At 62.3% G+C, this 22,567-nt stretch carries 24 protein-coding genes; 10 read left to right on the forward strand and 14 right to left on the reverse strand.

Going from position 1 to position 22,567, the window contains the following annotated elements:
* Positions 1-187 precede the first annotated feature (187 nt).
* Entirely contained in the window at positions 188-901 is a 714-nt protein-coding gene (gene phnR, locus DM813_RS23655) for a phosphonate utilization transcriptional regulator PhnR (RefSeq protein ID WP_128325844.1), read from the forward strand.
* Here phnR and DM813_RS23660 read toward each other — a convergent pair.
* The 7 genes from DM813_RS23660 to minC all read right to left on the reverse strand — a co-directional run bounded on the left by DM813_RS23660 (position 898) and on the right by minC (position 7,546).
* On the reverse strand, positions 898-3,054 hold the full coding sequence (locus DM813_RS23660; RefSeq protein WP_128325845.1) for a mechanosensitive ion channel family protein: 2,157 nt from the start codon (positions 3,052-3,054) through the stop codon (positions 898-900). The two genes, phnR and DM813_RS23660, sit on opposite strands and share 4 nt — an antisense overlap.
* Before the next feature lie 48 nt (positions 3,055-3,102).
* Positions 3,103-3,273: a hypothetical protein gene (locus DM813_RS28510; RefSeq protein WP_164897288.1), complete on the reverse strand. Its 171-nt coding sequence runs from the start codon at positions 3,271-3,273 to the stop codon at positions 3,103-3,105.
* Positions 3,274-3,496: 223 nt separating this feature from the next.
* Complete coding sequence (locus tag DM813_RS23665; protein ID WP_128325846.1) at positions 3,497-4,786, reverse strand: M18 family aminopeptidase; 1,290 nt, start codon at positions 4,784-4,786, stop codon at positions 3,497-3,499.
* A gap of 101 nt (positions 4,787-4,887) precedes the next feature.
* Positions 4,888-5,523 carry an RluA family pseudouridine synthase gene (locus tag DM813_RS23670; RefSeq protein ID WP_128325847.1) on the reverse strand — a complete coding sequence of 212 codons (636 nt, stop codon included), beginning with the start codon at positions 5,521-5,523 and terminating at the stop codon, positions 4,888-4,890.
* 95 nt (positions 5,524-5,618) lie between these two features.
* Entirely contained in the window at positions 5,619-5,873 is a 255-nt protein-coding gene (minE, locus tag DM813_RS23675; protein WP_019693048.1) for a cell division topological specificity factor MinE, read from the reverse strand.
* Between the two features lie 3 nt (positions 5,874-5,876).
* Complete coding sequence (minD, locus tag DM813_RS23680) at positions 5,877-6,689, reverse strand: septum site-determining protein MinD (RefSeq protein WP_128325848.1); 813 nt, start codon at positions 6,687-6,689, stop codon at positions 5,877-5,879.
* A 98-nt stretch (positions 6,690-6,787) separates the two neighbouring features.
* Entirely contained in the window at positions 6,788-7,546 is a 759-nt protein-coding gene (minC, locus tag DM813_RS23685) for a septum site-determining protein MinC (RefSeq protein ID WP_128325849.1), read from the reverse strand.
* A gap of 111 nt (positions 7,547-7,657) precedes the next feature.
* On the opposite strand from minC, the gene DM813_RS23690 reads away from it, so the two are divergent.
* Both DM813_RS23690 and DM813_RS23695 read left to right on the forward strand, forming a co-directional pair.
* Entirely contained in the window at positions 7,658-8,590 is a 933-nt protein-coding gene (locus DM813_RS23690; RefSeq protein WP_128325850.1) for a lipid A biosynthesis lauroyl acyltransferase, read from the forward strand.
* A 36-nt stretch (positions 8,591-8,626) separates the two neighbouring features.
* The gene (locus DM813_RS23695; RefSeq protein WP_128325851.1) at positions 8,627-9,787 is read left to right on the forward strand and encodes a patatin-like phospholipase family protein; all 1,161 of its coding nucleotides are present in this window, start codon (positions 8,627-8,629) and stop codon (positions 9,785-9,787) included.
* 6 nt (positions 9,788-9,793) lie between these two features.
* Here the strand turns inward: DM813_RS23695 and DM813_RS23700 are convergent, their stop codons facing one another.
* Both DM813_RS23700 and DM813_RS23705 read right to left on the reverse strand, forming a co-directional pair.
* A complete protein-coding gene (locus DM813_RS23700) occupies positions 9,794-10,579 on the reverse strand; it encodes an MlaA family lipoprotein (protein WP_128325852.1) in 786 nt (261 codons plus the stop codon).
* The gene (locus tag DM813_RS23705; RefSeq protein ID WP_128325853.1) at positions 10,572-11,870 is read right to left on the reverse strand and encodes a serine/threonine protein kinase; all 1,299 of its coding nucleotides are present in this window, start codon (positions 11,868-11,870) and stop codon (positions 10,572-10,574) included. The genes DM813_RS23700 and DM813_RS23705 overlap by 8 nt, the downstream gene beginning before the upstream one ends.
* Positions 11,871-12,112: 242 nt before the next feature.
* Here DM813_RS23705 and DM813_RS23710 point away from each other — a divergent pair, with 242 nt between their 5' ends.
* The gene (locus tag DM813_RS23710) at positions 12,113-12,478 is read left to right on the forward strand and encodes a hypothetical protein (protein WP_128325854.1); all 366 of its coding nucleotides are present in this window, start codon (positions 12,113-12,115) and stop codon (positions 12,476-12,478) included.
* 60 nt (positions 12,479-12,538) lie between these two features.
* Here DM813_RS23710 and DM813_RS23715 read toward each other — a convergent pair whose 3' ends face one another.
* Positions 12,539-14,095, reverse strand: a complete 1,557-nt coding sequence (locus tag DM813_RS23715; protein ID WP_128325855.1) for a beta (1-6) glucans synthase — start codon at positions 14,093-14,095, stop codon at positions 12,539-12,541.
* 224 nt (positions 14,096-14,319) lie between these two features.
* On the opposite strand from DM813_RS23715, the gene DM813_RS23720 reads away from it, so the two are divergent.
* The 3 genes from DM813_RS23720 (at position 14,320) to DM813_RS23730 (ending at position 17,327) form a co-directional block, all read left to right on the forward strand.
* Positions 14,320-15,168 carry a glycine betaine ABC transporter substrate-binding protein gene (locus DM813_RS23720; RefSeq protein WP_128325856.1) on the forward strand — a complete coding sequence of 283 codons (849 nt, stop codon included), beginning with the start codon at positions 14,320-14,322 and terminating at the stop codon, positions 15,166-15,168.
* A gap of 192 nt (positions 15,169-15,360) precedes the next feature.
* On the forward strand, positions 15,361-15,672 hold the full coding sequence (locus tag DM813_RS23725; RefSeq protein WP_128325857.1) for a DUF485 domain-containing protein: 312 nt from the start codon (positions 15,361-15,363) through the stop codon (positions 15,670-15,672).
* Positions 15,669-17,327 carry a cation acetate symporter gene (locus DM813_RS23730; RefSeq protein WP_128325858.1) on the forward strand — a complete coding sequence of 553 codons (1,659 nt, stop codon included), beginning with the start codon at positions 15,669-15,671 and terminating at the stop codon, positions 17,325-17,327. The genes DM813_RS23725 and DM813_RS23730 overlap by 4 nt, the downstream gene beginning before the upstream one ends.
* A gap of 90 nt (positions 17,328-17,417) precedes the next feature.
* Here the strand turns inward: DM813_RS23730 and DM813_RS23735 are convergent, their stop codons facing one another.
* Positions 17,418-17,570 (reverse strand): DUF3309 family protein, encoded by a 153-nt coding sequence (locus DM813_RS23735; RefSeq protein WP_010224169.1) that lies wholly within the window; start codon positions 17,568-17,570, stop codon positions 17,418-17,420.
* A 234-nt stretch (positions 17,571-17,804) separates the two neighbouring features.
* On the opposite strand from DM813_RS23735, the gene DM813_RS23740 reads away from it, so the two are divergent.
* The 3 genes from DM813_RS23740 (at position 17,805) to csrA (ending at position 19,322) form a co-directional block, all read left to right on the forward strand.
* Complete coding sequence (locus tag DM813_RS23740) at positions 17,805-18,620, forward strand: SDR family oxidoreductase (RefSeq protein WP_128325859.1); 816 nt, start codon at positions 17,805-17,807, stop codon at positions 18,618-18,620.
* Positions 18,621-18,671: 51 nt separating this feature from the next.
* Positions 18,672-19,004: a YnfA family protein gene (locus tag DM813_RS23745; RefSeq protein WP_038608269.1), complete on the forward strand. Its 333-nt coding sequence runs from the start codon at positions 18,672-18,674 to the stop codon at positions 19,002-19,004.
* Between the two features lie 135 nt (positions 19,005-19,139).
* Positions 19,140-19,322, forward strand: a complete 183-nt coding sequence (csrA, locus tag DM813_RS23750; RefSeq protein WP_128325860.1) for a carbon storage regulator CsrA — start codon at positions 19,140-19,142, stop codon at positions 19,320-19,322.
* Here the strand turns inward: csrA and DM813_RS23755 are convergent, their stop codons facing one another.
* The 3 genes from DM813_RS23755 to ngg all read right to left on the reverse strand — a co-directional run bounded on the left by DM813_RS23755 (position 19,323) and on the right by ngg (position 22,564).
* Entirely contained in the window at positions 19,323-19,550 is a 228-nt protein-coding gene (locus DM813_RS23755) for a YheU family protein (protein WP_128325861.1), read from the reverse strand. It lies immediately after the preceding gene.
* 69 nt (positions 19,551-19,619) lie between these two features.
* The gene (locus DM813_RS23760) at positions 19,620-20,804 is read right to left on the reverse strand and encodes an osmoprotectant NAGGN system M42 family peptidase (protein ID WP_128325862.1); all 1,185 of its coding nucleotides are present in this window, start codon (positions 20,802-20,804) and stop codon (positions 19,620-19,622) included.
* Positions 20,805-20,818: 14 nt separating this feature from the next.
* Complete coding sequence (gene ngg, locus DM813_RS23765; protein WP_128325863.1) at positions 20,819-22,564, reverse strand: N-acetylglutaminylglutamine synthetase; 1,746 nt, start codon at positions 22,562-22,564, stop codon at positions 20,819-20,821.
* Positions 22,565-22,567: the final 3 nt, after the last annotated feature.

The raw sequence follows: 22,567 nt of genomic DNA on the forward strand, positions 1-22,567 counted from the left end.
GCATGACAATTTGATGTCCAGCCCCCGCGCCTGGCCAGGGCCTGTGCCCTTGGAAATCAAGCGTAGACCACCGCGGCTGTCATCTGGCATTCATCTGTATTGCCTAGGCTTGCACTATTCTCATGGCCCGAACGGCGCGAATAATGCGCGCTGCCGGTGCTGGACTAGTCCAGATAGGTAACCTTTGATGCAGCCTGTGGCGCCACGCGCAGTAACAGCTATCTGTCATGCCCTGCAGGAGCAGATTGAGCATGGCCTCTTGTCGCCCGGTTGCAAGCTGCCGGCCGAACGCAAGCTCAGCGAGGTGTTCGACACCACGCGCATCACCTTGCGTGAAGCGCTGGTGCAGCTGGAGGCACGCGGTCTGATTTATCGGGAGGAGCGGCGCGGCTGGTTCGTGGCGCCGCAGCGCTTGACCTACGACCTTATCCAGCGCAGTCACTTCCATGCCATGGTCCGCGAGCAGGGCCGCGAGGCACATACCGAGCTGCTTTCGGCGCGTCTGCAGCCCGCTAGTGCAACGGTGTGCGCGCGCCTGCAGCTGGCGCCATTGTCGAGTGTGATCCAGATCTGTCGCCTGCGCCGGATTGATGGGCGCGCGGTGCTGTATGCCGAGCACTACCTCAATCCCGAGTACTTCCCCGCCATCCTTGAGCACGACCTGAGCCAGTCGCTGACCGAGCTCTATGCGCGCCACTATGGCATTGCCTACGGGCGGGTATGTTTCGAGATTCTCCCGACCGCCTTGCCGACGGCCGCGGCATCGGCGCTCAAGGTGTCCGCCGGCAGCCCAGGCCTGCACATCACCCGGGTCAACAGTGACCAGCGCGGACGGCTGATCGACTGCGACCTTGAGTACTGGCGCCATGATGCGATCCGCATCACCGCCGATGCCGGTTAGGCTTTGGGCGCGGTCTCGTTGAACGGCGTGCTGGCATCGGTGGTGATCACCTGCACACTCAGACGCGGGGTAGCGAGGTCCAGGCCAGCTTCGTCGAGCTGACGCTTGAGTGCCAGGTTGAAGGCCCGCGACACTTCCCATTGGCGGATTGGCGCGGTTTTGAAACGCGCCCGCAAGATGGCCGAACCCGACTCGAAACTCTCCACCCCTTGCAACTCCAGCGGCGACCAGATGAAGCGGCGCATCAGCGGGTCATTGCGCATTTTCTGGCCGACATCGCGGATCAGGCTGATGGCCTGGTCGATGTTCATGCTGTGTGGAATGGCCACGCGGAAAATCGCATAGCCGAACTCGCGCGAGTAGTTCTTGATGCTCTTGATTTCGCTGAACGGGATGGTGTGGACGATGCCGTCGATATCGCGCAGGCGCACGGTGCGGATGGTCAAGCCTTCGACCGTGCCAAGGTGGCCGCCGACATCGACATAGTCGTCGATCGCCAGTGAGTCTTCGATGATGATGAACAGGCCGGTAATCAGGTCGGCGACCAGCGACTGGGCGCCGAAACCGATGGCCAGGCCGATCACGCCGGCACCGGCCAGCAGCGGGGTCACGTTCATGCCCATGTTGGCCAGGGCAACGATCACCGCAATGATGAAAATGGCCACGAACAGCACGTTGCGGATCAACGGCATCATGGTCTGCGCGCGGGCGTTGGCCGGGCCTTTGCGTGAGCGGGTCAGGGCGTGGTGCACGGCGGTGTCGGCGAGAATCCACACCAGCCAGGCGGCGATCAGGGTGCCGGCCAGGCCAATCAGACGCATCGCCACTTCGTGACCTTCGCCTTCGGTGAAACCGATCAGGGAAAAGCCCCACACCCGCAAGCCCAACTCGATGAACACCAGCCACACGGCGAGGTGCACCAGGGTGTAGCCGAAGTTGCGCAGGCGCTCGCTGTACACCGCATGGCGACGGTGGGTGCGTTGCGGCTTGAGCCCATGGCGGCGCACCAGGCCATTGATGACCATGCACAGAATCAGCAACACCGTGCACATCAGCGACTGGCGCAGCGCGGTGCTGGTGTCGCCGGCAGAAATGAACGTGGCGAACAGCGATACCCCGACCAGCACCAGCGCCGGCAGGTACCAGAAGGTGCCGAGGATCTCGATGGTGTCGCTCAATGCGCGGCGCGTCAGGCGCCGCGACAGCGGCTGGTTGCGGATCAGGTGGGCGATGGGGCGGCGGAATCGCAGGATGAACAGTCCGGTGGACAGGGCCGCAAAGATATTGGCCAGGGTCGCCAGGGTGTGCGCCAGGTGATCGCCCAAGGCGCTAGCCATGCGTGGGTCATTCATGGCCTCGCCGAAGGCGGCAAAGCTGCCGATCAGCCACAGCGGCCGAAACGCCTGGTGACGGAGGATGTGCAGGGCGCGGTGGCGGTGCGGGCCGTCGAGCAGCGAGAAGGCGATGACGCAGATTGCCGAAAAACAGGTACCCACCACCAGCGCATAGGCCAGCACCATGGCCATCGACTTGCCCAGGGAGGAGGGCAGCACGAAGCTCAGGTACACGGTGATGATCAGGGCGACCAGCCATGGCCCGAGCTTGCGCAAGGCAAAGCGCACCAGGTCCCAGGTGTTGGGGTGCTGGGGCAGTTCTTCGGTGAGGCCAAAGCGCAGGCGCACCCGGTGGCCGACCCAGTTCAGCACATAGGCCAGCAGGCTCCAGACGGCAATGATGGTGGCAAAACCGAACAGTATCGGCGGCCATTCGTTCCAGGGTACCAAGCGGGCATCGAGTTCGATCTGCGCCAGTTCCAGTTCACGTGTCCAGCGCGTGAGCGGGCTGGCATCGCCACTGAACTGCTTTTCAAGCTCATGGAAGGTGCTGCCGATCAGGCTCAGCACGCCTTGCTCGGCGGTGGGTTGTGCCTGCTTGGTGCTGTCGCGCAGTTTCTTCAGGTCGGCGACCAGCTTGGCGCGCTGCTGGTCGTTTTCCAGCGACTTGATGACTTCATCCAGCGACTGCGCCAGCGGTTCGGTGGCTTCGGGCTGGGCTTTGCTACCGCCCAGCAGGCTTGGCAGGCCCGCGGCGTGCGCCGGGGCCCAGAACAGCAATGCCAGTAAAACGGTTAAAACGCGGAAAAAGGCGGGCACCGGACAATCAACCTCAAAACGATCAATCGCCCGAGTGTAGTGTATTTGTCAGTTGAGTTTCTCGAGGATCTTCCAGCACATGATACCGATCATGCCCAGGGTGCCGATCCACATCATCACCACGCCGATATTACGGTCGCGCAGGGTAAAACCAACGGTCAACAGAATCAGACCGACCATGACGGGGGCGAACAGCGAATAGAAGGTGGAAGTGGGCATGCACCAAGGTCCTTGATTTCGGATTTATGCTGCAAGGATAGCCGCTATGGCCTGGACGGGGTGTGACTGAGATCAGTAGCGGGATTCTGTAGGAGCGGATTCACCGGACGCCGGACCGCCGCGATGGACTGCGCAGCAGGCCCATCTGTCAGGGCCGCTTCGCGCCCCATCGCCGGCTAGCGCCGGCTCCCACAGTTAACCAGGTAGAAGACAGTTGCTCCTGCTAGGGCAGGTCGCGGCTGCGATAAAACGCAGTCAGCACCTTCACCAGGTGCGCCAGGTCGTGGCTGCCGCACAGCTCGCGAATCGAGTGCATGGCAAAGGTCGGCAGGCCGATATCGACGGTGCGCACACCCAGATGGCTGGCGGTGATCGGGCCGATGGTGGAGCCGCAACCCATGTCGCTGCGCACCACGAAGCTCTGTACCGGAACTTCTTCGGCCATGCACAGGTGGCGGAAGAAACCGGCCGTTTCGCTGTTGGTGGCGTAGCGCTGGTTGTTGTTGACCTTGATCACCGGCCCGGCGTTGAGCTTGGGACCATGGTTGCCGTCATGCTTGTCGGCATAGTTGGGGTGCACGCCATGGGCGTTGTCGGCCGAGACCAGCAGCGAACGCTGGATGGTGCGGACGAAATCGTCACCGTCGGGCAGCAGGCGGCGCAGCGTCTGCTCGAGCATCGGGCCGTCGGCGCCACAGGCCGAGCAGGAGCCGACTTCTTCGTGGTCGTTGCACACCAGCACGCAAGTTTCGTCGCTGTCGGCATTGAGCAACGCCTGCAGGCCGGCGTAGCAGGACAGCAGGTTATCCAGGCGCGCACCGGCGATGAACTCCTGGTTCAGGCCGACCAGTGCCGCGCTCTGGGTGTCGTAGAAGCTCAACTCGAAGTCGAGCACCACGTCAGCGATGAGGTCGTGTTCACGTGCCAGCTGGTCGGTGAGCAGGGCACGGAAATCGATGCGCTCGTCGCCGGCGACCTGCGCCAGGATTGGCGGCAGTTCGGTCTGCGGGTTGATCGACCAGCCTTCATTGGCGGTGCGATTGAGGTGGATGGCCAGGTTCGGGACCACTGCGATTGGCAGCTTGAAGTCGATCAGCTGGCTTTCCACCTTGCCGTCGCGGCGGAAGGTCACGCGTCCGGCCAGCGACAGGTCGCGGTCGAACCACGGCGCCAGCAGGGCGCCGCCATACACTTCGACGCCGAGCTGCCAGAACCCCTGACGCTGCAGTTCGGGTTGTGGCTTTACCCGCAGACATGGGCTGTCGGTGTGGGCGCCGACCAGGCGGATGCCGTCGAGCAGCGGCGAATGGCGACCGAGCTTGAAGGCGATGATCGAGGAGTCGTTACGGGTCAGGTAGTAGCGACCGCCGGCCACCGTGGCCCAGCTGTCGCGCTCGTCCAGGCGCTGAAAACCCGCGGCTTCCAGGCGTTGGGCCAGGGCAGCGGTGGCGTGGAAGGGCGTGGGGGAAGCCTTGAGAAAGTCGATCAGGCCTTGGTTCAGTGCATCGCGCATAGGTCACTCCAGACAGCAGTGGCGCGAGTTTAACGTACTTGGCGGGGGATTTGTGTGGGCCCCATCGCCGGCCTTGCCGGCGACGTCAGCAACGCGGTGTCTCAGAATGGCGCCGGGCACTCGAAGCGCAGCCGCTCCCCGGACACCGGGTGGGTAAAGCTGAGCATGCTCGCGTGCAGGCACAGGCGCTCGTGGGCGGCCAGGGCCTCCGGGCAGGCATACAGGCGATCGCCGAGCAGCGGGTGACCAATCGACAGCATGTGCACGCGCAGCTGGTGCGAACGACCGGTGATCGGCGTCAGCTCGACCCGGCAATGATCGCCACAGCGCTCGAGGATGCGCCAGAACGTCAGGGCGTGCTTGCCTTGCTCATGGTCGACCACATGCCGCGGCTTGGTTGGCGGGTCGTAGCGCAGCGGCAGGTCGATGCTGCCACTGTCCAGTTCCGGTTGGCCCCAGCACAGCGCGGTGTAGGCTTTTTCGGTTTCGCGGTCGTGGAACTGCCGGGACAGCTCCCGGTGACTGTCGGCGTCACGGGCGAGCAGGATGATGCCCGAGGTTTCCCAATCCAGCCGATGGACAATCAGGGCGTCGGGGTAGCCGTTTTCCTGCAGGCGGGTGATCAGGCAATCCTTGTTGTCGTCGGCGCGCCCCGGCACGGACAGCAGCAGGGTCGGCTTGTTGATCACCAGGATGGCGTCATCCTCATAGAGGACATGAACATTGGACAGCGGCATTGCGTGTTCTCTGCAAACGCCAACGGCGACGGCCGAACCCGGGCTGTTCAGCCCGGGCCCGGCCGTCGCCGTGGCAGGTTACCCTGGGGTGCCGATCAACGATCGGGCAGGGTGATGTTGAGTTCCAGGATCGAGCAGCTGCCCTGGTTTTCCAGAGCGACATGCACATCATCGGAGCCGATGTTGACGTACTTGCGGATTACCTCCACCAGTTCCTTCTGCAAGGCTGGCAGGTAGTCCGGGGTACTGCGTTGGCCGCGTTCGTGCGCCACGATGATCTGTAGACGCTCTTTCGCGACCGACGCGGTGCTTACTTTTTTGTTGGCACGAAAGAAGTCAAAAAGGTTCATTGGTCAGTTGCCTCCAAACAGGCGCTCGAAGAATCCCTTCTTCTTCACATCAAGGAACCGATGTTCCACATTTTTGCCCAGCAGGCGATCGACGGTGTCGCTGTAGGCCTGGCCTGCATCGCTCTGGTCGTCGAGGATGACCGGCACGCCCTGGTTGGATGCCTTGAGCACCGCCTGGGATTCCGGAATCACGCCCAGCAGGGCCACCGAGAGGATTTCCTTGACGTCTTCGACGCCAAGCATCTCGCCCTGGCTCACGCGCTCTGGATGGTAGCGGGTGATCAGCAGGTGTTCCTTGATCGGATCTTCGTTGCGTTCGGCGCGGCGCGATTTGCTCGCCAGCAGGCCGAGCATACGGTCCGAGTCACGTACAGAAGACACTTCCGGGTTGGTCACGACGATGGCTTCGTCGGCGAAGTACATCGCCAGGTGAGCACCTTTCTCGATACCGGCCGGCGAGTCGCAGACCACGTATTCGAATTGCTCCTTGAGCTCCATCAGGACTTTTTCCACGCCTTCCTGGGTCAGCGCGTCCTTGTCACGGGTCTGGCTGGCGGCCAGCACGTAGAGGTTCTCAAGGCGTTTGTCCTTGATCAGGGCTTGCTGCAGGTTGGCTTCGCCATTGACGACGTTGACGAAGTCATACACCACGCGACGTTCGCAGCCCATGATCAGGTCGAGGTTACGCAGGCCGACGTCGAAGTCGACGATCACTGTCTTGTGGCCGCGCAGTGCGAGGCCGGTACCAATAGCGGCGCTGGTGGTGGTCTTACCCACACCACCCTTGCCGGATGTAACCACGAGAATCTTGGCCAAGGTGCTTCACCCCTAATGAAAAAGGACGTCGAGTCCCAAAAAATACTAAAAACGGCAACATCGAAAAAAGTTGCGCGGAAAATGGCGGCAAGTATCCGTTAAAGACGGGTGATGTTCAACACGTCACCAGACAGGCTGATCTGCACGCCGGCGCCCCACAGCGGATCGCGGCGAAGGTCTTCGGAGACCTTGTACTGGCCGGCGATCGAGACCATTTCGGCGGTCAGCTGCTGGCAGAAGATGCGCGCCCGGGTGTTGCCCTTGATCCCGGCCAGCGCCCGTCCTCGCATGGCACCGTACACATGGATGTTGCCATCGGCGAGAAGTTCCGCGCCCGGGCTGACCGACGACACCACTACCAGATCGCCACCCTGGGCGTAGATCTGCTGGCCGCCGCGTACGGGGGTGGTGATGATTTTCGTCGGTTTGATCGCCGGTTCCGGCTCTGGCACGGGCGCCGGGGCCGGTTCCGGCTTCTTCACTTCGGGTTCCGGCTCGACCGGGCGCTCACGGGCTCCGGAGGGCGGCAGTACGGGCAGATCAATGGCAATCGCCGCAGCGATGTCTTCGATGCGGTTGGCGCGAATCGCCAGGGTGCGCAGCCCGTGGTGGCGGCAGATGCGCATCAGCCCGGGCAGATCGACCGCGCCTTCCGTGGCCGGCAGCTTGTCCAGCGCCAGCACCAGCGGGGTGTTGCTGAAAAAGTTGGGCGCCTGGGCAACCTTGGCGGCCAACTGCCGGTCGAGGCCCTCAAGGTTGTTCTGCGCAAGCTCGAGCACGGTAATGGCAAGCATGCTGCCCTTGAGCTGGAACACGGGGGCGGAGTCTGGCAATTGAGTTGGGCTCATGGTCTGCATAGGACGGCTTGTTACGAAAAAGTGCTCAGACTTATAACGAGAACGCCGGTTAGCCGCAACCCGTGGCGAACCGTTGTAGAATGCACGGCCCTCGTCTTTCCGGAATCTTTAATGGATCGCCCGCGTTTTCGTCGTTATTTTTTGCACCCGCGCTTCTGGCCCCTGTGGCTGGGGCTGGGTGTGCTGTGGTTGATCGTGCAGCTGCCGTACCGGGTATTGCTGGTGATCGGCCGTGTATTGGGTGCCTTGATGTACCGGGTAGCCGGTGAGCGTCGACGCATTGCCGCGCGCAATCTGGAGCTGTGCTTCCCCGAGCTACCGTCCGTCGAACGCAAGCGCCTGCTCAAGGAAAATTTCGCTTCCACCGGTATCGCCTTCTTCGAAATGGCCATGAGCTGGTGGTGGCCAAAGGCCCGCCTGGCGCGCCTGGCGCACATCGAAGGCCTGGAGCATCTGCAGGCGGCCCAGCGTGATGGCCAGGGCGCGATTCTCATGGCCCTGCATTTCACCACGCTGGAAATCGGCGCCGCCCTGCTGGGGCAGGAACACACCATTGACGGCATGTACCGTGAGCACGGCAACCCGGTGTTCGACTTCATTCAGCGGCGTGGCCGCGAGCGGCACAACCTCGACTCGCTGGCCGTGGAGCGCGAAGACGTGCGCGGCATGCTCAAGTTGCTGCGCGCCGGCCGTGCCATCTGGTACGCACCCGACCAGGACTATGGCGCCAAGCAAAGCCTGTTCGTGCCGTTGTTCGGCATCGAGGCGGCGACCGTGACCGCTACCACCAAGTTTGCCCGCCTGGGCAAGGCGCGGGTGATTCCCTTCACCCAGCAGCGCCTGGCCGATGGCAGCGGCTACCGCCTGGTGATCCATCCGCCATTGGCGGATTTCCCGGGGGAGTCCGAAGAAGCCGATTGCCTGCGCATCAACCAGTGGATCGAAGTGGCCTTGCGCGAATGCCCGGAGCAGTACCTGTGGGCCCACCGCCGCTTCAAGTCGCGTCCGCCGGGGGCACCGAAGCTGTACGACAAGCGGCGTTGAAGCGGTCATAAGGCAGCACTGACTAAGGAAGGGCCGATGAGCAAACCGATCACAGGATTGATCCTCTCTGGCGGTGGCGCCCGCGCCGCCTACCAGGTCGGTGTGCTGGCCGGCATTGCCGACCTGCTGCCGCCTGGCGCGGCCAATCCGTTTCCGGTAATCGTCGGCACCTCGGCCGGGGCGATCAACGCGGTGACCCTGGCCAGCGGGGCGATGCACTTCGCTGACTCGATTCGCCGCCTGACCAGCTTCTGGCAGGGTTTTCGCAGCCATCAGGTACTGCGCAGCGACTGGCCAGGCGTCATTCGCCAGGCCAGCCGCTTTGTCGGCCACAGCCTGCTCGGCCTGGGCGCGCCGGTACCGGTGGCGTTGCTCGACAGCTCACCGCTGCGGCACCTGCTCAACCAGCACCTGGATATGGATGGCATCAGCTGTGCACTCGAACAGGCGCATCTGCACGCGGTGGCAGTGACCGCCTTTGGTTACGAGTCCGGTCAGGCGGTGACCTTCTACCAAGGCCGGGGCGCTATCGACCCGTGGTTGCGTCACCGTCGCATCGGCATGCCGACACAGTTGAGTGTCGAGCACCTGCTGGCCAGTTCCGCCATTCCGTTGCTGTTTGCACCGGTCAAACTGGGGGAGGAGTATTTTGGCGACGGCGCGGTGCGCCAATCAGCGCCAATCAGCCCGGCCTTGCATCTGGGCGCCAGCCGTGTGCTGGTGGTCGGGGTCAGCGGCAACCCGCAGCGTCCGGTGGAAGGCGAGCCGAGTCCGCGAATTTTCAGCGGTCAGCAGCCGAGCCTGGCGCAGATCGGTGGGCACATGCTCAACAGTACTTTCATCGACAGCCTGGAAGACGACATCGAGTTGTTGCAGCGCCTCAACCACCTCAGCCACCTGCTGCCCGAGCACCTGGAGCGGCGGCGCCTGGGCTTGGCGCCGGTGGACGTGCTGGTGGTAGCGCCCAGCCAGCCACTGGACGAAATCGCCGCGCGCCATCGACGCGAGCTGCCAGCAGCCCTGCGCTTGTTTCTGCGTGGGCCGGGGGCAACCAAGACCAGTGGCGCCGGAGTACTCAGCTACCTGCTGTTCGAGGCAGGGTACTGCAGTGAGCTGATCGAACTGGGGCGCCGCGACGCCCTGGCCAAGCGTCGGGAGCTGTGCAACTTCCTCGGCTTGCCCCAGGTGGCCGGTTGAGCCGGGTTACTCGGCAATCTGCAACTTGCGCGCTTCGGTGTAGACGTAGCGGACCTTCTCGTACTCGAACGGCGAATTCAGCTGGCCATAGCGGAAATTGGTGGTGTAGCGCTTGTCGACGGCGCGTAGCAGCCAGACTTCCGGGTGATTGCTGCTGACCTCGGCAACGTTGAGGAAGTTGATCCAGTTCTCCGCGCTGTAGTCCACCGCCAGGCCGCCGGTATCGCGCAGGTTTGACGGGCCGAGGATCGGCAGCATCAGGTACGGACCATCAGGCACACCCCATACGCCCAGGGTCTGGCCGAAGTCCTCGCCCTGGTAGGGCAGCCCCATCTTGGTCGCCGGGTCCCAGAGGCCGGCCACACCGATGGTGGTGTTGAGCAGCAGGCGGGCGGTGATCTCCATCGAACGCTGGCCCTTGAACTGCAGCAGGCTGTTGAGCAGGTTGGGCACATCGGCGAGGTTACTGAAGAAGTTGCTCACGCCGGTACGCACGAAGCTTGGGGTGATGTAGCGGTAACCGTCGACGACCGGCAGGAACACCCATTGGTCGAAGCGGTAGTTGAAGTGATAGATACGGCGGTTCATTGCTTCAAGGGGGTCATAGACATTCAGCGCGGCCAGGGTCGAGCGTTCGAACTCGCGCTGATCCAGGCCCGGATTGAATTTGAGCTCCTTGAGCGGATCAGTAAAGCCATCGGCTTCGATCACGCTGGCACGCGGTGCCGGTTCGTCCGCCAGGGCCAGGCCGCTGGCCAGTAATGCAGAAACAAGCAGAAGAGGTTTAACCACGGAAGAACTCCAGCATGGCATCACTGTTGACGCGGTAGTTGAGGTTGCCGCAATGGCCGCCGTGGGGGTACAGGGTCAAGCGATCACCAAAGGTGCTGCGCAGAAAGCCAATGTCGCCGGGGCCGAGAATGACGTCGTCGGCGTTGTGCATCACGGCGATCTTGGGGCTCTGCTGCAGGTAGTCCTTGAGCGCATAGAGGCTGACCTGGTTGATCAGTTGCAGCAGGCTGCCGCCATCGGTGCGGGCGCGCCACATGGGGATGACCTGGTCGGTCATGTAGCAGTCGAAGTCACATTGCAGGGCGCGCTTGAAAAACGGGGTGAGGCTGCTGCTTTCAGTGATCGGGTACTTGGGTGGCGTAATCAGGCCACGGCGGTTGATCAGGTCGGAGGTGAAGGCAATGTCGGCGGCCGAGAAGCGAAACGAGGTGCCGATGAGCATGGCCATCTGTTCGTTGTTCAGGTGCTGGCGCGACTGCTGAATGTCATAGAGCAGCGCGTCGTTGAGGTCGATGTAGCCCTTCTGCTGGAAGTAACGGGTCAGCTTGCCGAGCACCACTTCATAGAACGTGGTGCCATTGTTGACGCCCTTGACCTCGGTCTGGACCATTTTGTCCAGGTTGGTGATCGAGGTGTACAGGTTGACCGGTGGGTTGAGCAGCAGCACACGTTTGAAGTTGAAGCTGCGCCGGGTTTCGTCCAGATGACTGACAAACGCCGCGTCCAGGGCGCCAAGGCTGTAGCCGGTGAGGTAGTACTCGGTGATCGACAGTTCCGGGTGCTGGGCGCGTACCCCTTGCATCACCCGGTACATGTCTTCGGCATCTTCGGTGCTGATGCCGGGTGTGGCGTAGCGCGAGGCCGAGGTCATGAAGTCGAAACTGGTCGGCGAGGACAGCTGCACCACGTGATAGCCGGCTTTGTAATAGAGCCTTTTCAGGTACTCATTGATGCTGCTGTGATAAGGGGCTGCCGTCCCGGCGATCAGAAAGATCAACGGTGCGGGGTGGTCCTGGCGCGCCAGACGGTATTTGAGCTTCTTCACCGCCCAGAAATTGTCGGGCAGGGTAAAGGCGCGTTCCGGACGCATGTTCAGGCTGTAGTCAGACTGGTTGATGTCGTCGTCTGTCGGCAGCTCCGGGCGCAAGTCCGGTGGCGTCGTGGCGATGGTGGCCTCGAAGGGGTTGGTCAAGGGATAGCCGTAGCTGGCCGCATCGACATCCCGTGCTAACGCAGACGCACTCAAGACAAGGCCGCCAGCAAGGGCAACCAGGCGTAATAATCGAAGCATGACGGATCCCCAAAAAAGCAGTAGCAAAGTGCGATATGCAGGCTAGGACCATGAAGGGCCCGGCAAAGTTGCCTGGCGATCTGGCATTCATCTGCCTTGATGGTGCCGTGTGAGATTGCGTCGCGGCAACAATTGGTTCCATTTATCTTCAGTTCAAAGTAGCTGAAGGCGGCGCTTTTGCCTTGCATAGACGGCTTGGACCTTTATGCTGGGCGCCGTTTTCGACGTTTCCGGAGAGTTCCATGTCCCGCCGCTTACCCCTGATCGCCCTGGCGCTGTTCCTGCCCTTGTGGCTGGCCGCCAGTTACGAGGTGCGTTATGCCTTGATGGAAGACGCGCAGTGGGTGGGTGCCTGTGTCGAGCAGGCACAAGTGTGGCAGTGCCAGGCGCGCTCGGTACTGGGCTTGCTGATTCACTTTCGGGTGATTGCCTGGACGGCCCTGGGGCTGGCGTTGCTGGCGCAAGTAGTGCCGGCGGGTGCGGGCTGGCGGGTGGCGGTGCTGGCGTTGGTGTTCGGGATTCCGGCGCTGGTGTTGTACAGCGCCAGTATCGCGGTGTTTGCCGTGGTGCTGGCGGGGTTGCGCCTGGTACGACCATTTCGCGGGTAAACCCGCTCCCACAGGTTCGGCGCAATTCCTGTGGGAGCGGATTTATCCGCGATGCTTTGGTTACGCCGTGACGCGCACCCGCAAGCTACGCCACAGCGCCGCTACCATCAGCACACTGACCCCGGCCCACACCAGCGCCTGCTGGTTGCTCAAGCCCTCGCGGAACAGTTGCGGGGCAATGCCACCGCCAACGATCAAGGCCAGCAAGGCGATTTCAGCACGCCGCGCAGGGGCCGGGCGCAGCAGGTAGACCACCGCCGGCAATAGCAGGGCAGCGCTCGGAAAGCTGCGATAACGCGGATCGAACACCAGCGCCAGCATGCTCACTGCCGCGGCAAAACCCGCCGCCAGCAACCACCAGCCGGCCCGCGCTTCAAGCCAGGCGAAGAGCCGTTCGCGCCAGCCTTCACGTGCGGCCAGGGCCAGCGCGCCGTGGGCCAGTACGATCAGGTTCAAGCCCGCCAGCAGGATGACCCAGATCCACTCACCGACAAAGCGCGTATTGATGCGCGCCAGTTCGCCCCACAAGCCCAGGCTCGCCGCGCCCAGCGCCGCTAGCAATGGCAACAGCCAAGCCGCGCGAGCACCGCGCACGCGACCGGCCAGCAGCAAAGTGGCCGTGAACAACAGGCCACTGGCGATCAGCCATTGTGGCCAGAACGCCAGGTTACTCACAGGGCCTTCGAGGATGCCCTTGTCCTGACGGTCCGCGTCATACAGCCCCCAGTAGCCGCCCACGGCGCCTTCGCTGGCGCGTTTCCATGGCTGGTCGAACGCTTCGATCAGGTTGTAGTGCCAGCCGTGCTGTTCGGCCATGGCGACAAAACCGCGGATGAAGCGTGCCTCGTTGACGCGGCTGGGCAGGGCAGTTTCGCGCTGGCGGCCTTCGCTGGGCCAGCCGGTTTCACCGATGACAATATCCTTGGGCGCAAAGCGGTTGCCGAACACCTGGCGGATTTCGCCCACATGGGCAAGGGCGTCGTCGATACCGCGGGGATCATCCTCCCAATACGGCAACAGGTGGATGGTCAGGAAATCCACCGCCGGGGCAATTTCCGGGTGTTGCAGCCAGAACTCCCAGACGTCGGCGTAGGTCACCGGCACGCTGACCTGGCTTTTCACCTGATTGATCAGCGCGGCCAGTTGCGCGCCGGTGACTTCTTTGCGCAGTAGGGTTTCGTTGCCGACGATCACGGCCTTGACCACGTCAGGGTTGGCGTTGGCCGCGGCGATCAGGGCCTTGACCTCTTTTTGCGTATCCACCGGGTTGGCATTGATCCAGGCGCCGAGCATGACTTTCAGGCCATGTTTGCGTGCCAGATCGGGAATGGCCTCAAGGCCGGTCATCGAGTAGGTGCGGATGCACTCGAAACGCTGGGCAAGCAGGGCCAGGTCGGCGTCCATGCGCGCCGGACGCAGCTGGAACGGCTGGTCGAAAGGCGACTGGTCCTTGTCGAACGGAGTGTAGGAGGCGCACTGCAACTTGTGCGAGGCGCTGGCCGCATCGGGCAGTACCACCGGCTTGCCCAGGCCGTACCAGAGCCCTCCCAGCGCAAGCAGGCCGAGCAGGCAGGCGAACAGATACGGCAACAGGGGAAAGCGGGCAGTCGGGGACATGGATCGGACCGTCGTTAAGCAAAGCCGTCAATAGTACCTGCAAATGACACGGGCTAAAGCCTCGGCAGGCAAAGTTAACCGGGTTGGATGTTGCTTGATGTAACTTCAGGCGTGGCTGGCGAAGTGATGTCGCTTCTCGATGCCTGGAGGTCGCTGCCAGAGCAGGTCAGGGGGCATCAGCGGTTGATGATGCAACTTCCGTGACGAGACGAGGGGATGCTTTGATGAAAATGCGACGACTCCTGGGGGTGGGCACCGCCCTGGTAATGGCCATCGGTGCTGCGCAGGCGATGGCCAAGGAAGTAAGCATCGGCTACGTCGATGGCTGGTCCGACAGTGTAGCGACCACCAACGTGGCAGCCGAAGTGATCAGGCAGAAGCTCGGTTACGACGTCAAACTGCAGGCCGTGGCGACCGGGATCATGTGGCAGGGGGTGGCCACCGGTAAACTCGACGCGATGATGTCGGCCTGGCTGCCGGTGACCCACGGCGACTACTGGACCAAGAACAAGGACAATGTCGTCGACTACGGGCCGAACTTCACGGATGCCAAGATCGGTCTGATCGTCCCCGACTACGTCAAGGCGCAGAGCGTCGCCGACCTCAAGACCGACACCAGCTTCAAGAACAAGATCGTCGGTATCGACGCCGGCTCCGGGGTCATGCTGAAAACCGACCAGGCCATCAAGGACTACGACCTGACAGGCTACAAGCTGCAAGCCAGCTCCGGCGCTGCAATGACCTCGGAACTGGGCCGTGCCTATGCCAAACAGCAGTCCATTGCCGTGACCGGCTGGGTACCGCACTGGATGTTTGCCAAATGGAAGCTGAAATTCCTCGATGACCCTAAAGGCGTGTACGGCGCCGCCGAAACCGTCAACAGCATCGGCAGCAAGGAACTGGCGACCAAGGCGCCGGAAGTGGCCGACTTCCTGAAAAAATTCCGCTGGCAGTCCAAGGATGAGATCGGTGAGGTCATGTTGGCCATTCAAGAGGGCGCAAAACCCGAAGCGGCGGCCAAGGACTGGGTGGCCAAGCACCCGGATCGGGTTGCCGAATGGACCGCTAAATAATGGCCTAAGGCTTCTATCTGGCACTTTCCAGGGCCGCAGCACCGAAAATCGGGCTGCGGCCCTTGTCGTTTCAGGCTGTTACCGAATCGGTAAAAGAGTTTTGCATCTAAGACTAAGGTCGTCTGGAGCGCGTCCATAGGCAGCATAAAGTGGAGTGGGTTCTACCTAATCTGTGCTGCGAGGACAAAAACAATGAACGACAGCATTTACCTCTCGATTCAAAACAGCTCGAGGTTCAAAGAGCTGGTGTCAAAGCGCGAACGGTTCGCCTGGATTCTCTCGGCGATCATGCTCGGTCTCTACGCGGGCTTCATTTTGTTGATTGCTTACGGTCCACAAGTGTTGGGGCACAAGATCAGCCCCGACTCGTCGATCACCTGGGGTATTCCCCTGGGCGTTGGCTTGATCGTCTCGGCTTTCATCCTCACTGGCATTTACGTGCGTCGTGCCAACGGTGAGTTCGATGAGCTGAACAAAGCGATTCTCAAGGAGGCACAGCAATGATCCGGCGTCTACTGGCAACCCTGGCCTTCGGCGTTTTTGCACCCGCCGTCTGGGCCGCCGACGCCCTCACCGGCGAAGTGCAGAAACAACCTTTGAACGTTGCGGCGATCCTCATGTTCGTCGCCTTCGTCGGTGCCACCCTGTGCATTACGTACTGGGCCTCCAAACGCAACAAGACTGCTGCCGACTATTACTCTGCCGGTGGCCGTATCACCGGTTTCCAGAATGGCCTGGCGATTGCCGGCGACTACATGTCGGCCGCCTCGTTCCTGGGTATTTCCGCGCTGGTGTTCACCTCTGGCTACGACGGCCTGATCTACTCGATCGGCTTCCTGGTGGGCTGGCCGATCATCCTGTTCCTGATCGCCGAGCGCCTGCGTAACCTGGGCAAATACACCTTTGCCGACGTGGCCTCGTACCGCCTCGGGCAAAAAGAAATCCGCACCCTGTCGGCCTCCGGCTCGCTGGTGGTGGTGGCGTTCTACCTGATCGCGCAAATGGTCGGTGCCGGCAAGCTGATCCAGCTGCTGTTCGGCCTCGACTACCATGTCGCGGTGATCCTGGTGGGTATCCTGATGTGTCTGTACGTGCTGTTCGGCGGCATGCTGGCCACCACCTGGGTACAGATCATCAAGGCAGTCCTGCTGCTCTCCGGTGCCAGCTTCATGGCGCTGATGGTGATGAAACACGTCAATTTCGACTTCAACGCACTGTTCTCCGAGGCCATCAAGGTTCACCCCAAAGGTGAAGCGATCATGAGCCCGGGCGGTCTGGTCAAAGACCCGATCTCGGCCTTCTCCCTGGGCCTGGCGCTGATGTTCGGTACCGCTGGCCTGCCGCACATCCTGATGCGCTTCTTCACCGTGAGCGACGCCAAGGAAGCGCGTAAGAGCGTGCTGTATGCAACCGGGTTCATCGGCTACTTCTACATCCTGACTTTCATCATCGGTTTTGGCGCAATCCTGCTGGTCAGCACCAACCCGGACTTCAAGGATGCAGCGGGCGCCCTGATCGGCGGCAACAACATGGCAGCGGTGCACCTGGCTGACGCCGTTGGTGGCAGCGTGTTCCTCGGCTTCATCTCGGCGGTGGCCTTCGCGACCATCCTGGCAGTAGTGGCCGGTCTGACCCTGGCCGGTGCCTCGGCAGTGTCCCACGACCTGTATGCCAGCGTGATCAAGAAGGGCAAGGCCAACGAAAAGGATGAAATCCGCGTGTCGAAGATCACCACCATCGCCCTGGCGGTGCTGGCGATCGGCCTGGGTATCCTGTTCGAAAGCCAGAACATTGCGTTCATGGTGGGCCTGGCGTTCTCCATTGCCGCCAGCTGCAACTTCCCGGTACTGCTGCTCTCGATGTACTGGAAGAAGCTGACCACCCGTGGCGCCATGATCGGCGGCTGGCTGGGCCTGATCAGTGCGGTGGCCCTGATGATCCTTGGCCCGACCATCTGGGTACAGATCCTCGGTCACGAGAAAGCGATCTACCCGTACGAGTACCCGGCGCTGTTCTCGATGATCATCGCCTTTGTCGGCATCTGGTTCTTCTCGATCACCGACAAGTCCAAGGCTGCTGACGATGAACGTGCACTGTTCTTCCCGCAGTTCGTGCGTTCGCAGACTGGCCTGGGTGCCAGCGGTGCCGTGTCGCACTGATGCTTGATACGTAAACTGACAACGCCCCGCTTGACGGGGCGTTGTTGTTTTCGCTAGCGGCGCAGGCTATCGCCAGGAGCCTCAAAGTGCCTAAATTTTGCCGAGCAACAGCAGGATCAACAGGATGATCAGCACGGTCCCGATGATGCCGGACGGACCATACCCCCAACTTCTGGAGTGCGGGAAGACAGGTAAGCCACCGATCAACAGCAGTATCAGAATGATGATGAGAATGGTGCCCATGGCAGTGTCCTTGTGTGACGGTAGGGGATAGGCGTATCAGTACAGTCCTTCAGTTCGGTCACAGGTTTCATGTCCGCTTGTTAATTGCGACCCCTGCGTGCAACGAAAAGTTTAATTAATCGTGGTTTCGCCACTGTTTGCCCAGGTCATTCAGGCGGTTGATGGAGCGTGGGTGCGGCGGTTGCCTTCGCTACACTGGCCATCACTCTCCAGAACAGAACAAGGCATCCGTCTATGCACAATCGCATGATGATCACTGGCGCAGGCTCCGGGCTTGGCCGCGAAATCGCACTGCGCTGGGCCCGTGAGGGCTGGCGCCTGGCGTTGGCCGATGTCAACGAAGCCGGTTTGCGCGACACCCTGGTACAGGTGCGCGAGGCGGGCGGTGATGGCTTCGTACAACGCTGCGACGTGCGCGATTACAGTCAGCTGACCGCGCTGGCCCAGGCTTGCGAAGAAAAGTTCGGCGGCATCGATGTGATCGTCAACAATGCCGGCGTGGCCTCGGGTGGCTTTTTCAGCGAGCTGTCGCTGGAAGACTGGGAGTGGCAGCTGTCGATCAACCTGATGGGCGTGGTCAAGGGCTGCAAGGCCTTCCTGCCGATGCTTGAGCGCAGCAAGGGCCGCATCATCAACATCGCCTCGATGGCCGCGCTGATGCAAGGTCCGGCCATGAGCAACTACAACGTCGCCAAGGCCGGCGTACTGGCACTTTCGGAAAGCCTGCTGATTGAATTGCGCGACCAGGAGGTGGCAGTGCATGTAGTGTGCCCGTCGTTCTTCCAGACCAACCTGCTGGATTCGTTCCGCGGGCCGACTCCGGCGATGAAGGCGCAGGTAGGTAAACTTCTGGAAAGCTCGCCGATCTCTGCCGCCGATATTGCCGACTACATCTTTGCGCAGGTGGCCGACGGCCAGTTCCTGATCCTGCCTCACGAACAGGGCCGCGCGGCCTGGCAGCTCAAGCAACGCAACCCGCAGATGCTTTACGACGAGATGGCCAGCATGGCCGGAAAAATGCGCGCCAAGGCCCGCCCGTCGCAAGCCTGAGTGCAGGCATCAGGTATGCTTGGCGAATTCTGAAGGCTGTGAGTACCTGGTGTGATCAACTACCTGTGGTTTTTCCTCGCGGCGGTCTTCGAGATCGCCGGTTGCTATGCGTTCTACATGTGGCTGCGGCTGGGCAAGAGCGGCTGGTGGATTGCCCCCGCGCTGCTAAGCCTGACCCTCTTTGCACTGATCCTTACCCGCGTAGAGGCGGCTTATGCCGGACGCGCTTACGCCGCTTACGGTGGCATCTATATCGTCACCTCATTGCTCTGGCTGGCGCTGGTCGAGCGTGCGCGGCCGCTGGGCAGCGACTGGATCGGCGCGCTGTTGTGTGTGCTGGGCGCCAGCATCATTGTGCTGGGGCCGCGTTTGCAGAGTGCTTGAGCGCGCTGAAATGGTGGAAATCTGTAGGTCTTTTCGCCAGCGCTAGTGGGATTGGTCTATTTGATGGGCGGCGTATTGAAGCGTTCCGACCCCGCGTGCAGTCTCCAAATTCTCACCTTTGTGGAGGATCGGAGCATGTTGGTAATCGGCCGTGAAGTAGGCGAAGTCATCACCATTGATGAGCACATCAAGGTCAAGGTGCTGTCGGTGGAAGGCAACGTGGTGCGCTTCGGTATCAGCGCACCACGGGAAATCGAAGTCCATCGCGCAGAAATCTATCGGCGCATTGCCGAGCTGACGGCAAAAAGTGGCGGTTGATCAGTCGAACAACTCTTTGGGGATGTCGTGCTTGGCCAGCAGCTGGCATTGCTGGCTGTCGAGGTCGAAGAGAATGAACGCCTGCTTTTTCGCCAGTGCCTGGCGCACACGCAACACGCGGGTTTCCAGTGGAGTGTCATCGCCGTTGTCGGTGCCGTCGCGGGTGACGAAGTCCTCGATCAGGCGGGTGAGGGTTTCGGCTTCCAGTTGGTTGTAGGGAATCAGCATAAATAAACAGGGCAGGCTTGGCGAAGTGTGTGTACATGCTACGCCAAACCGCGCCTGCCTGTGTAGGCGCTAGGCCTTGTTGCCGACCAGGCTGTCGACTGCTGGTACCCGGGTATCACTTTCCATTTGCGTCTCATGCTCCAACTGGTGGCTGAAGCTTTCCAGCGAACTGCCGGTGGCTTGCGAGTCGCTGGCAAACACCGGCGGGCTGAGCAGGTAGGCGGTCAGCAGGCGACTGAGTGCGGCCAGGCTGTCGATGTGGGTGCGCTCGTATCCATGGGTGGCATCGCATCCAAAGGCCAGCAGCGCCGTGCGGATGTCGTGGCCGGCAGTAATGGCTGAATGAGCATCGCTGAAGTAGTAGCGAAACACATCGCGACGGGCCGGCAATTCGTGTTCGCGGGCCAGTTTCAGCAAGTGCCGCGACAGGTGATAGTCGTAGGGGCCGGCCGAGTCTTGCATGGCGACGCTGACCGCATGCTCGCTGGAGTGCTGGCCGGGGGCGACCGGGGCGATGTCGATGCCGACGAACTCGCTGACATCCCAGGGCAGTGCAGCCGCCGCGCCGGAGCCGGTTTCTTCGGTGATGGTGAATAGCGGATGGCAGTCGATCAACGGCTGCGCGCCGCTGTCGACGACCGCCTTGAGCGAGGCCAGCAGCGCCGCGACCCCTGCCTTGTCGTCCAGGTGGCGGGCGCTGATATGACCGCTCTCGGTGAATTCGGGCAGCGGATCGAAGGCGACGAAATCACCGATGTCCACCCCCAGTGTCTGGCAGTCGGCGCGGGTCGCGCAGTAGGCATCCAGGCGCAACTCGATATGCTCCCAGCTTACCGGCATCTGGTCGATGGCGGTGTTGAAGGCGTGTCCGCTGGCCATCAGGGGCAGTACGCTACCGCGCAACACGCCGTTGTCGGTAAACACACTGACGCGGCTGCCCTCGGCAAAACGGCTGGACCAGCAGCCTACGGGTGCCAGCGAAAGGCGGCCGTTGTCCTGAATCGCCCGAACGCTGGCACCGATGGTGTCGAGGTGGGCGGAAACCGCGCGGTCCGGCGAGCTTTTGCGGCCCTTGAGGGTGGCGCGGATGGTGCCGCGGCGCGTCAGTTCAAAGGGGATGCCGAGTTCTTCCAGGCGCTCGGCCACGTAGCGCACGATGGTGTCGGTAAAACCGGTGGGGCTGGGGATGGCGAGCATCTCCAGCAAGACTTTCTGCAGGTAGTTGAGGTCTGGCTGCGGGAGCTGATCAGGCATGGTGCCTCCTGTGTTCAAGGTGCCGGCCGGCTGTGCGGGAACAGCAGGTCGATGAAGCGTTCGGCGGTGGGTTGTGGCTCGTGGTTGGCGAGCCCGACGCGTTCGTTGGCTTCGATGAAGACATGCTCCGGCTGGTCGGCAGCGCGGACCATCAGGTCGAGGCCGACCACCGGAATATCCAGGGCGCGGGCGGCACGAATCGCCGCGTCGGCCAGTACCGGATGCAGGCGCTCGGTGACATCTTCCAGGCAGCCACCGGTGTGCAGGTTGGCAGTGCGGCGTACGGCCAGGCGTTGGCCGGCCGGCAGCACCGTGTCGTAGTCGACACCCGCGGCGTGCAGGGTGCGCTGGGTTTCGTCATCCAGCGGGATATGGCTTTCGCCGGCAGTGGCGGCCTGGCGTCGGCGGCTTTGCGCTTCGATCAGCGCGCCGATGGCATGCTGGCCGTCGCCGACAATCTGTGCCGGGTGACGGATCGCGGCAGCCACCACCTCGAAGCCGATGACCACGATGCGCAGGTCTTTACCCTCGTGAAAGCTTTCCAGCAGCACCCGGCTGTCGAAACGCCGGGCATTGTCGATGGCGCGGGTGATCGCTTCCAGGCACGTCAGGTTGACCGCCACGCCCTGACCCTGCTCGCCGTCCAGCGGCTTGACGACCACAGCGCCGTGATCGTCGAGAAAGGCCTGGTTGTCATCGGCATTGCCTGCCAGTTGCTGCGCGGGTAGCTGCAGCCCGGCGTTTTTCAGCACTTTGTGGGTCAGGCTCTTGTCCTGGCACAGGGTCATGCTCACGGCGCTGGTTAGGTCGCTCAAGGATTCGCGGCAGCGTATCCGCCGGCCGCCCAGGCTGAGGGTGAACAGACCGGCGTCGGGGTCATCGACCTGAACATCGATGCCGCGCCGATAGGCTTCATCGACAATGATCCGGGCATACGGATTCAGGCCGGTTTCAGGGTTCGGGCCGAGGAACAGCGTCTGGTTGATGAGGTTTTTGCGTTTGATCGCGAAGGTCGGCAGGGTACGGAAACCCAATTTGGCGTAGAGCCGCTTGGCCTGGCGGTTGTCGTGCAGCACCGACAGGTCGAGGCAGCTCAGGCCCCGGCTCATGAAGTGTTCGATCAAGTGGCGCACCAGCACCTCGCCGACGCCCGGCCGGGTGCAATGCGGGTCAACCGCCAGGCACCAGAGGCTGCTGCCATGCTCGGGGTCGGCGAAGGCTTTGTGATGGTTCAGGCCCATGACGCTGCCGATCACCGCGCCGCTGTCTTCATCCTCGGCCAGCCAGTACACCGGGCCGCCGAGATGGTGCGGGGTCAGTAGCTCAGGATCGATGGCGAGCATGCCGCGCGCCAGGTACAGGGCGTTGACCGCTTGCCAGTCGCTGTCGCTTTGGGCGCGGCGGATGCGAAAGCCACGGAACACCCGTTGCGCCGGACGGTAGTCGCTGAACCACAGGCGCAAGGTGTCGGAAGGGTCGAGGAACAGCTGCTGCGGGGCCTGGGCCAGTACCTGCTGCGGTGCAGCCACGTACAGGGCGATATCGCGTTCGCCGTGCTGTTCATCCTGCAGGGCATCAGCCAGGCTTGCCGGGTCCGGGTAGGTGTGACCGATCAGCAGGCGGCCCCAGCCGCAGTGCAGCGAGCGCGGCTGGTCGTGAGGCTCGCTGCCATCGCCGGCCAGCTGCGCCTGCAAACGCTCGTAGGAGGGCACCTGGCCGCGCAACAGGCGCTGGCCATAAGGTGATGCATGGGCTTTCATCGG

It is taken from the genome of Pseudomonas alkylphenolica, from assembly GCF_004025535.1.
In the GTDB taxonomy this organism is placed as follows: Bacteria; Pseudomonadota; Gammaproteobacteria; order Pseudomonadales; family Pseudomonadaceae; genus Aquipseudomonas; species Aquipseudomonas alkylphenolica_A.

Coding starts and splice junctions, on each gene's coding strand:
- csrA (WP_128325860.1), top strand. CDS start 19,140: ATGTTGGTAATCGGCCGTGAAGTAGGCGAAGTCATCACCATTGATGAG.
- DM813_RS23725 (WP_128325857.1), top strand. CDS start 15,361: ATGAACGACAGCATTTACCTCTCGATTCAAAACAGCTCGAGGTTCAAA.
- DM813_RS23735 (WP_010224169.1), bottom strand. CDS start 17,570: ATGGGCACCATTCTCATCATCATTCTGATACTGCTGTTGATCGGTGGC.
- DM813_RS23665 (WP_128325846.1), bottom strand. CDS start 4,786: ATGCGCGATGCACTGAACCAAGGCCTGATCGACTTTCTCAAGGCTTCC.
- DM813_RS23740 (WP_128325859.1), top strand. CDS start 17,805: ATGCACAATCGCATGATGATCACTGGCGCAGGCTCCGGGCTTGGCCGC.
- DM813_RS23695 (WP_128325851.1), top strand. CDS start 8,627: ATGAGCAAACCGATCACAGGATTGATCCTCTCTGGCGGTGGCGCCCGC.
- DM813_RS23720 (WP_128325856.1), top strand. CDS start 14,320: ATGAAAATGCGACGACTCCTGGGGGTGGGCACCGCCCTGGTAATGGCC.
- DM813_RS28510 (WP_164897288.1), bottom strand. CDS start 3,273: ATGCCCACTTCCACCTTCTATTCGCTGTTCGCCCCCGTCATGGTCGGT.
- DM813_RS23670 (WP_128325847.1), bottom strand. CDS start 5,523: ATGCCGCTGTCCAATGTTCATGTCCTCTATGAGGATGACGCCATCCTG.
- DM813_RS23730 (WP_128325858.1), top strand. CDS start 15,669: ATGATCCGGCGTCTACTGGCAACCCTGGCCTTCGGCGTTTTTGCACCC.
- DM813_RS23755 (WP_128325861.1), bottom strand. CDS start 19,550: ATGCTGATTCCCTACAACCAACTGGAAGCCGAAACCCTCACCCGCCTG.
- ngg (WP_128325863.1), bottom strand. CDS start 22,564: ATGAAAGCCCATGCATCACCTTATGGCCAGCGCCTGTTGCGCGGCCAG.
- DM813_RS23715 (WP_128325855.1), bottom strand. CDS start 14,095: ATGTCCCCGACTGCCCGCTTTCCCCTGTTGCCGTATCTGTTCGCCTGC.
- DM813_RS23690 (WP_128325850.1), top strand. CDS start 7,658: ATGGATCGCCCGCGTTTTCGTCGTTATTTTTTGCACCCGCGCTTCTGG.
- DM813_RS23760 (WP_128325862.1), bottom strand. CDS start 20,804: ATGCCTGATCAGCTCCCGCAGCCAGACCTCAACTACCTGCAGAAAGTC.
- DM813_RS23710 (WP_128325854.1), top strand. CDS start 12,113: ATGTCCCGCCGCTTACCCCTGATCGCCCTGGCGCTGTTCCTGCCCTTG.
- DM813_RS23705 (WP_128325853.1), bottom strand. CDS start 11,870: ATGCTTCGATTATTACGCCTGGTTGCCCTTGCTGGCGGCCTTGTCTTG.
- phnR (WP_128325844.1), top strand. CDS start 188: ATGCAGCCTGTGGCGCCACGCGCAGTAACAGCTATCTGTCATGCCCTG.
- minE (WP_019693048.1), bottom strand. CDS start 5,873: ATGAACCTTTTTGACTTCTTTCGTGCCAACAAAAAAGTAAGCACCGCG.
- minC (WP_128325849.1), bottom strand. CDS start 7,546: ATGCAGACCATGAGCCCAACTCAATTGCCAGACTCCGCCCCCGTGTTC.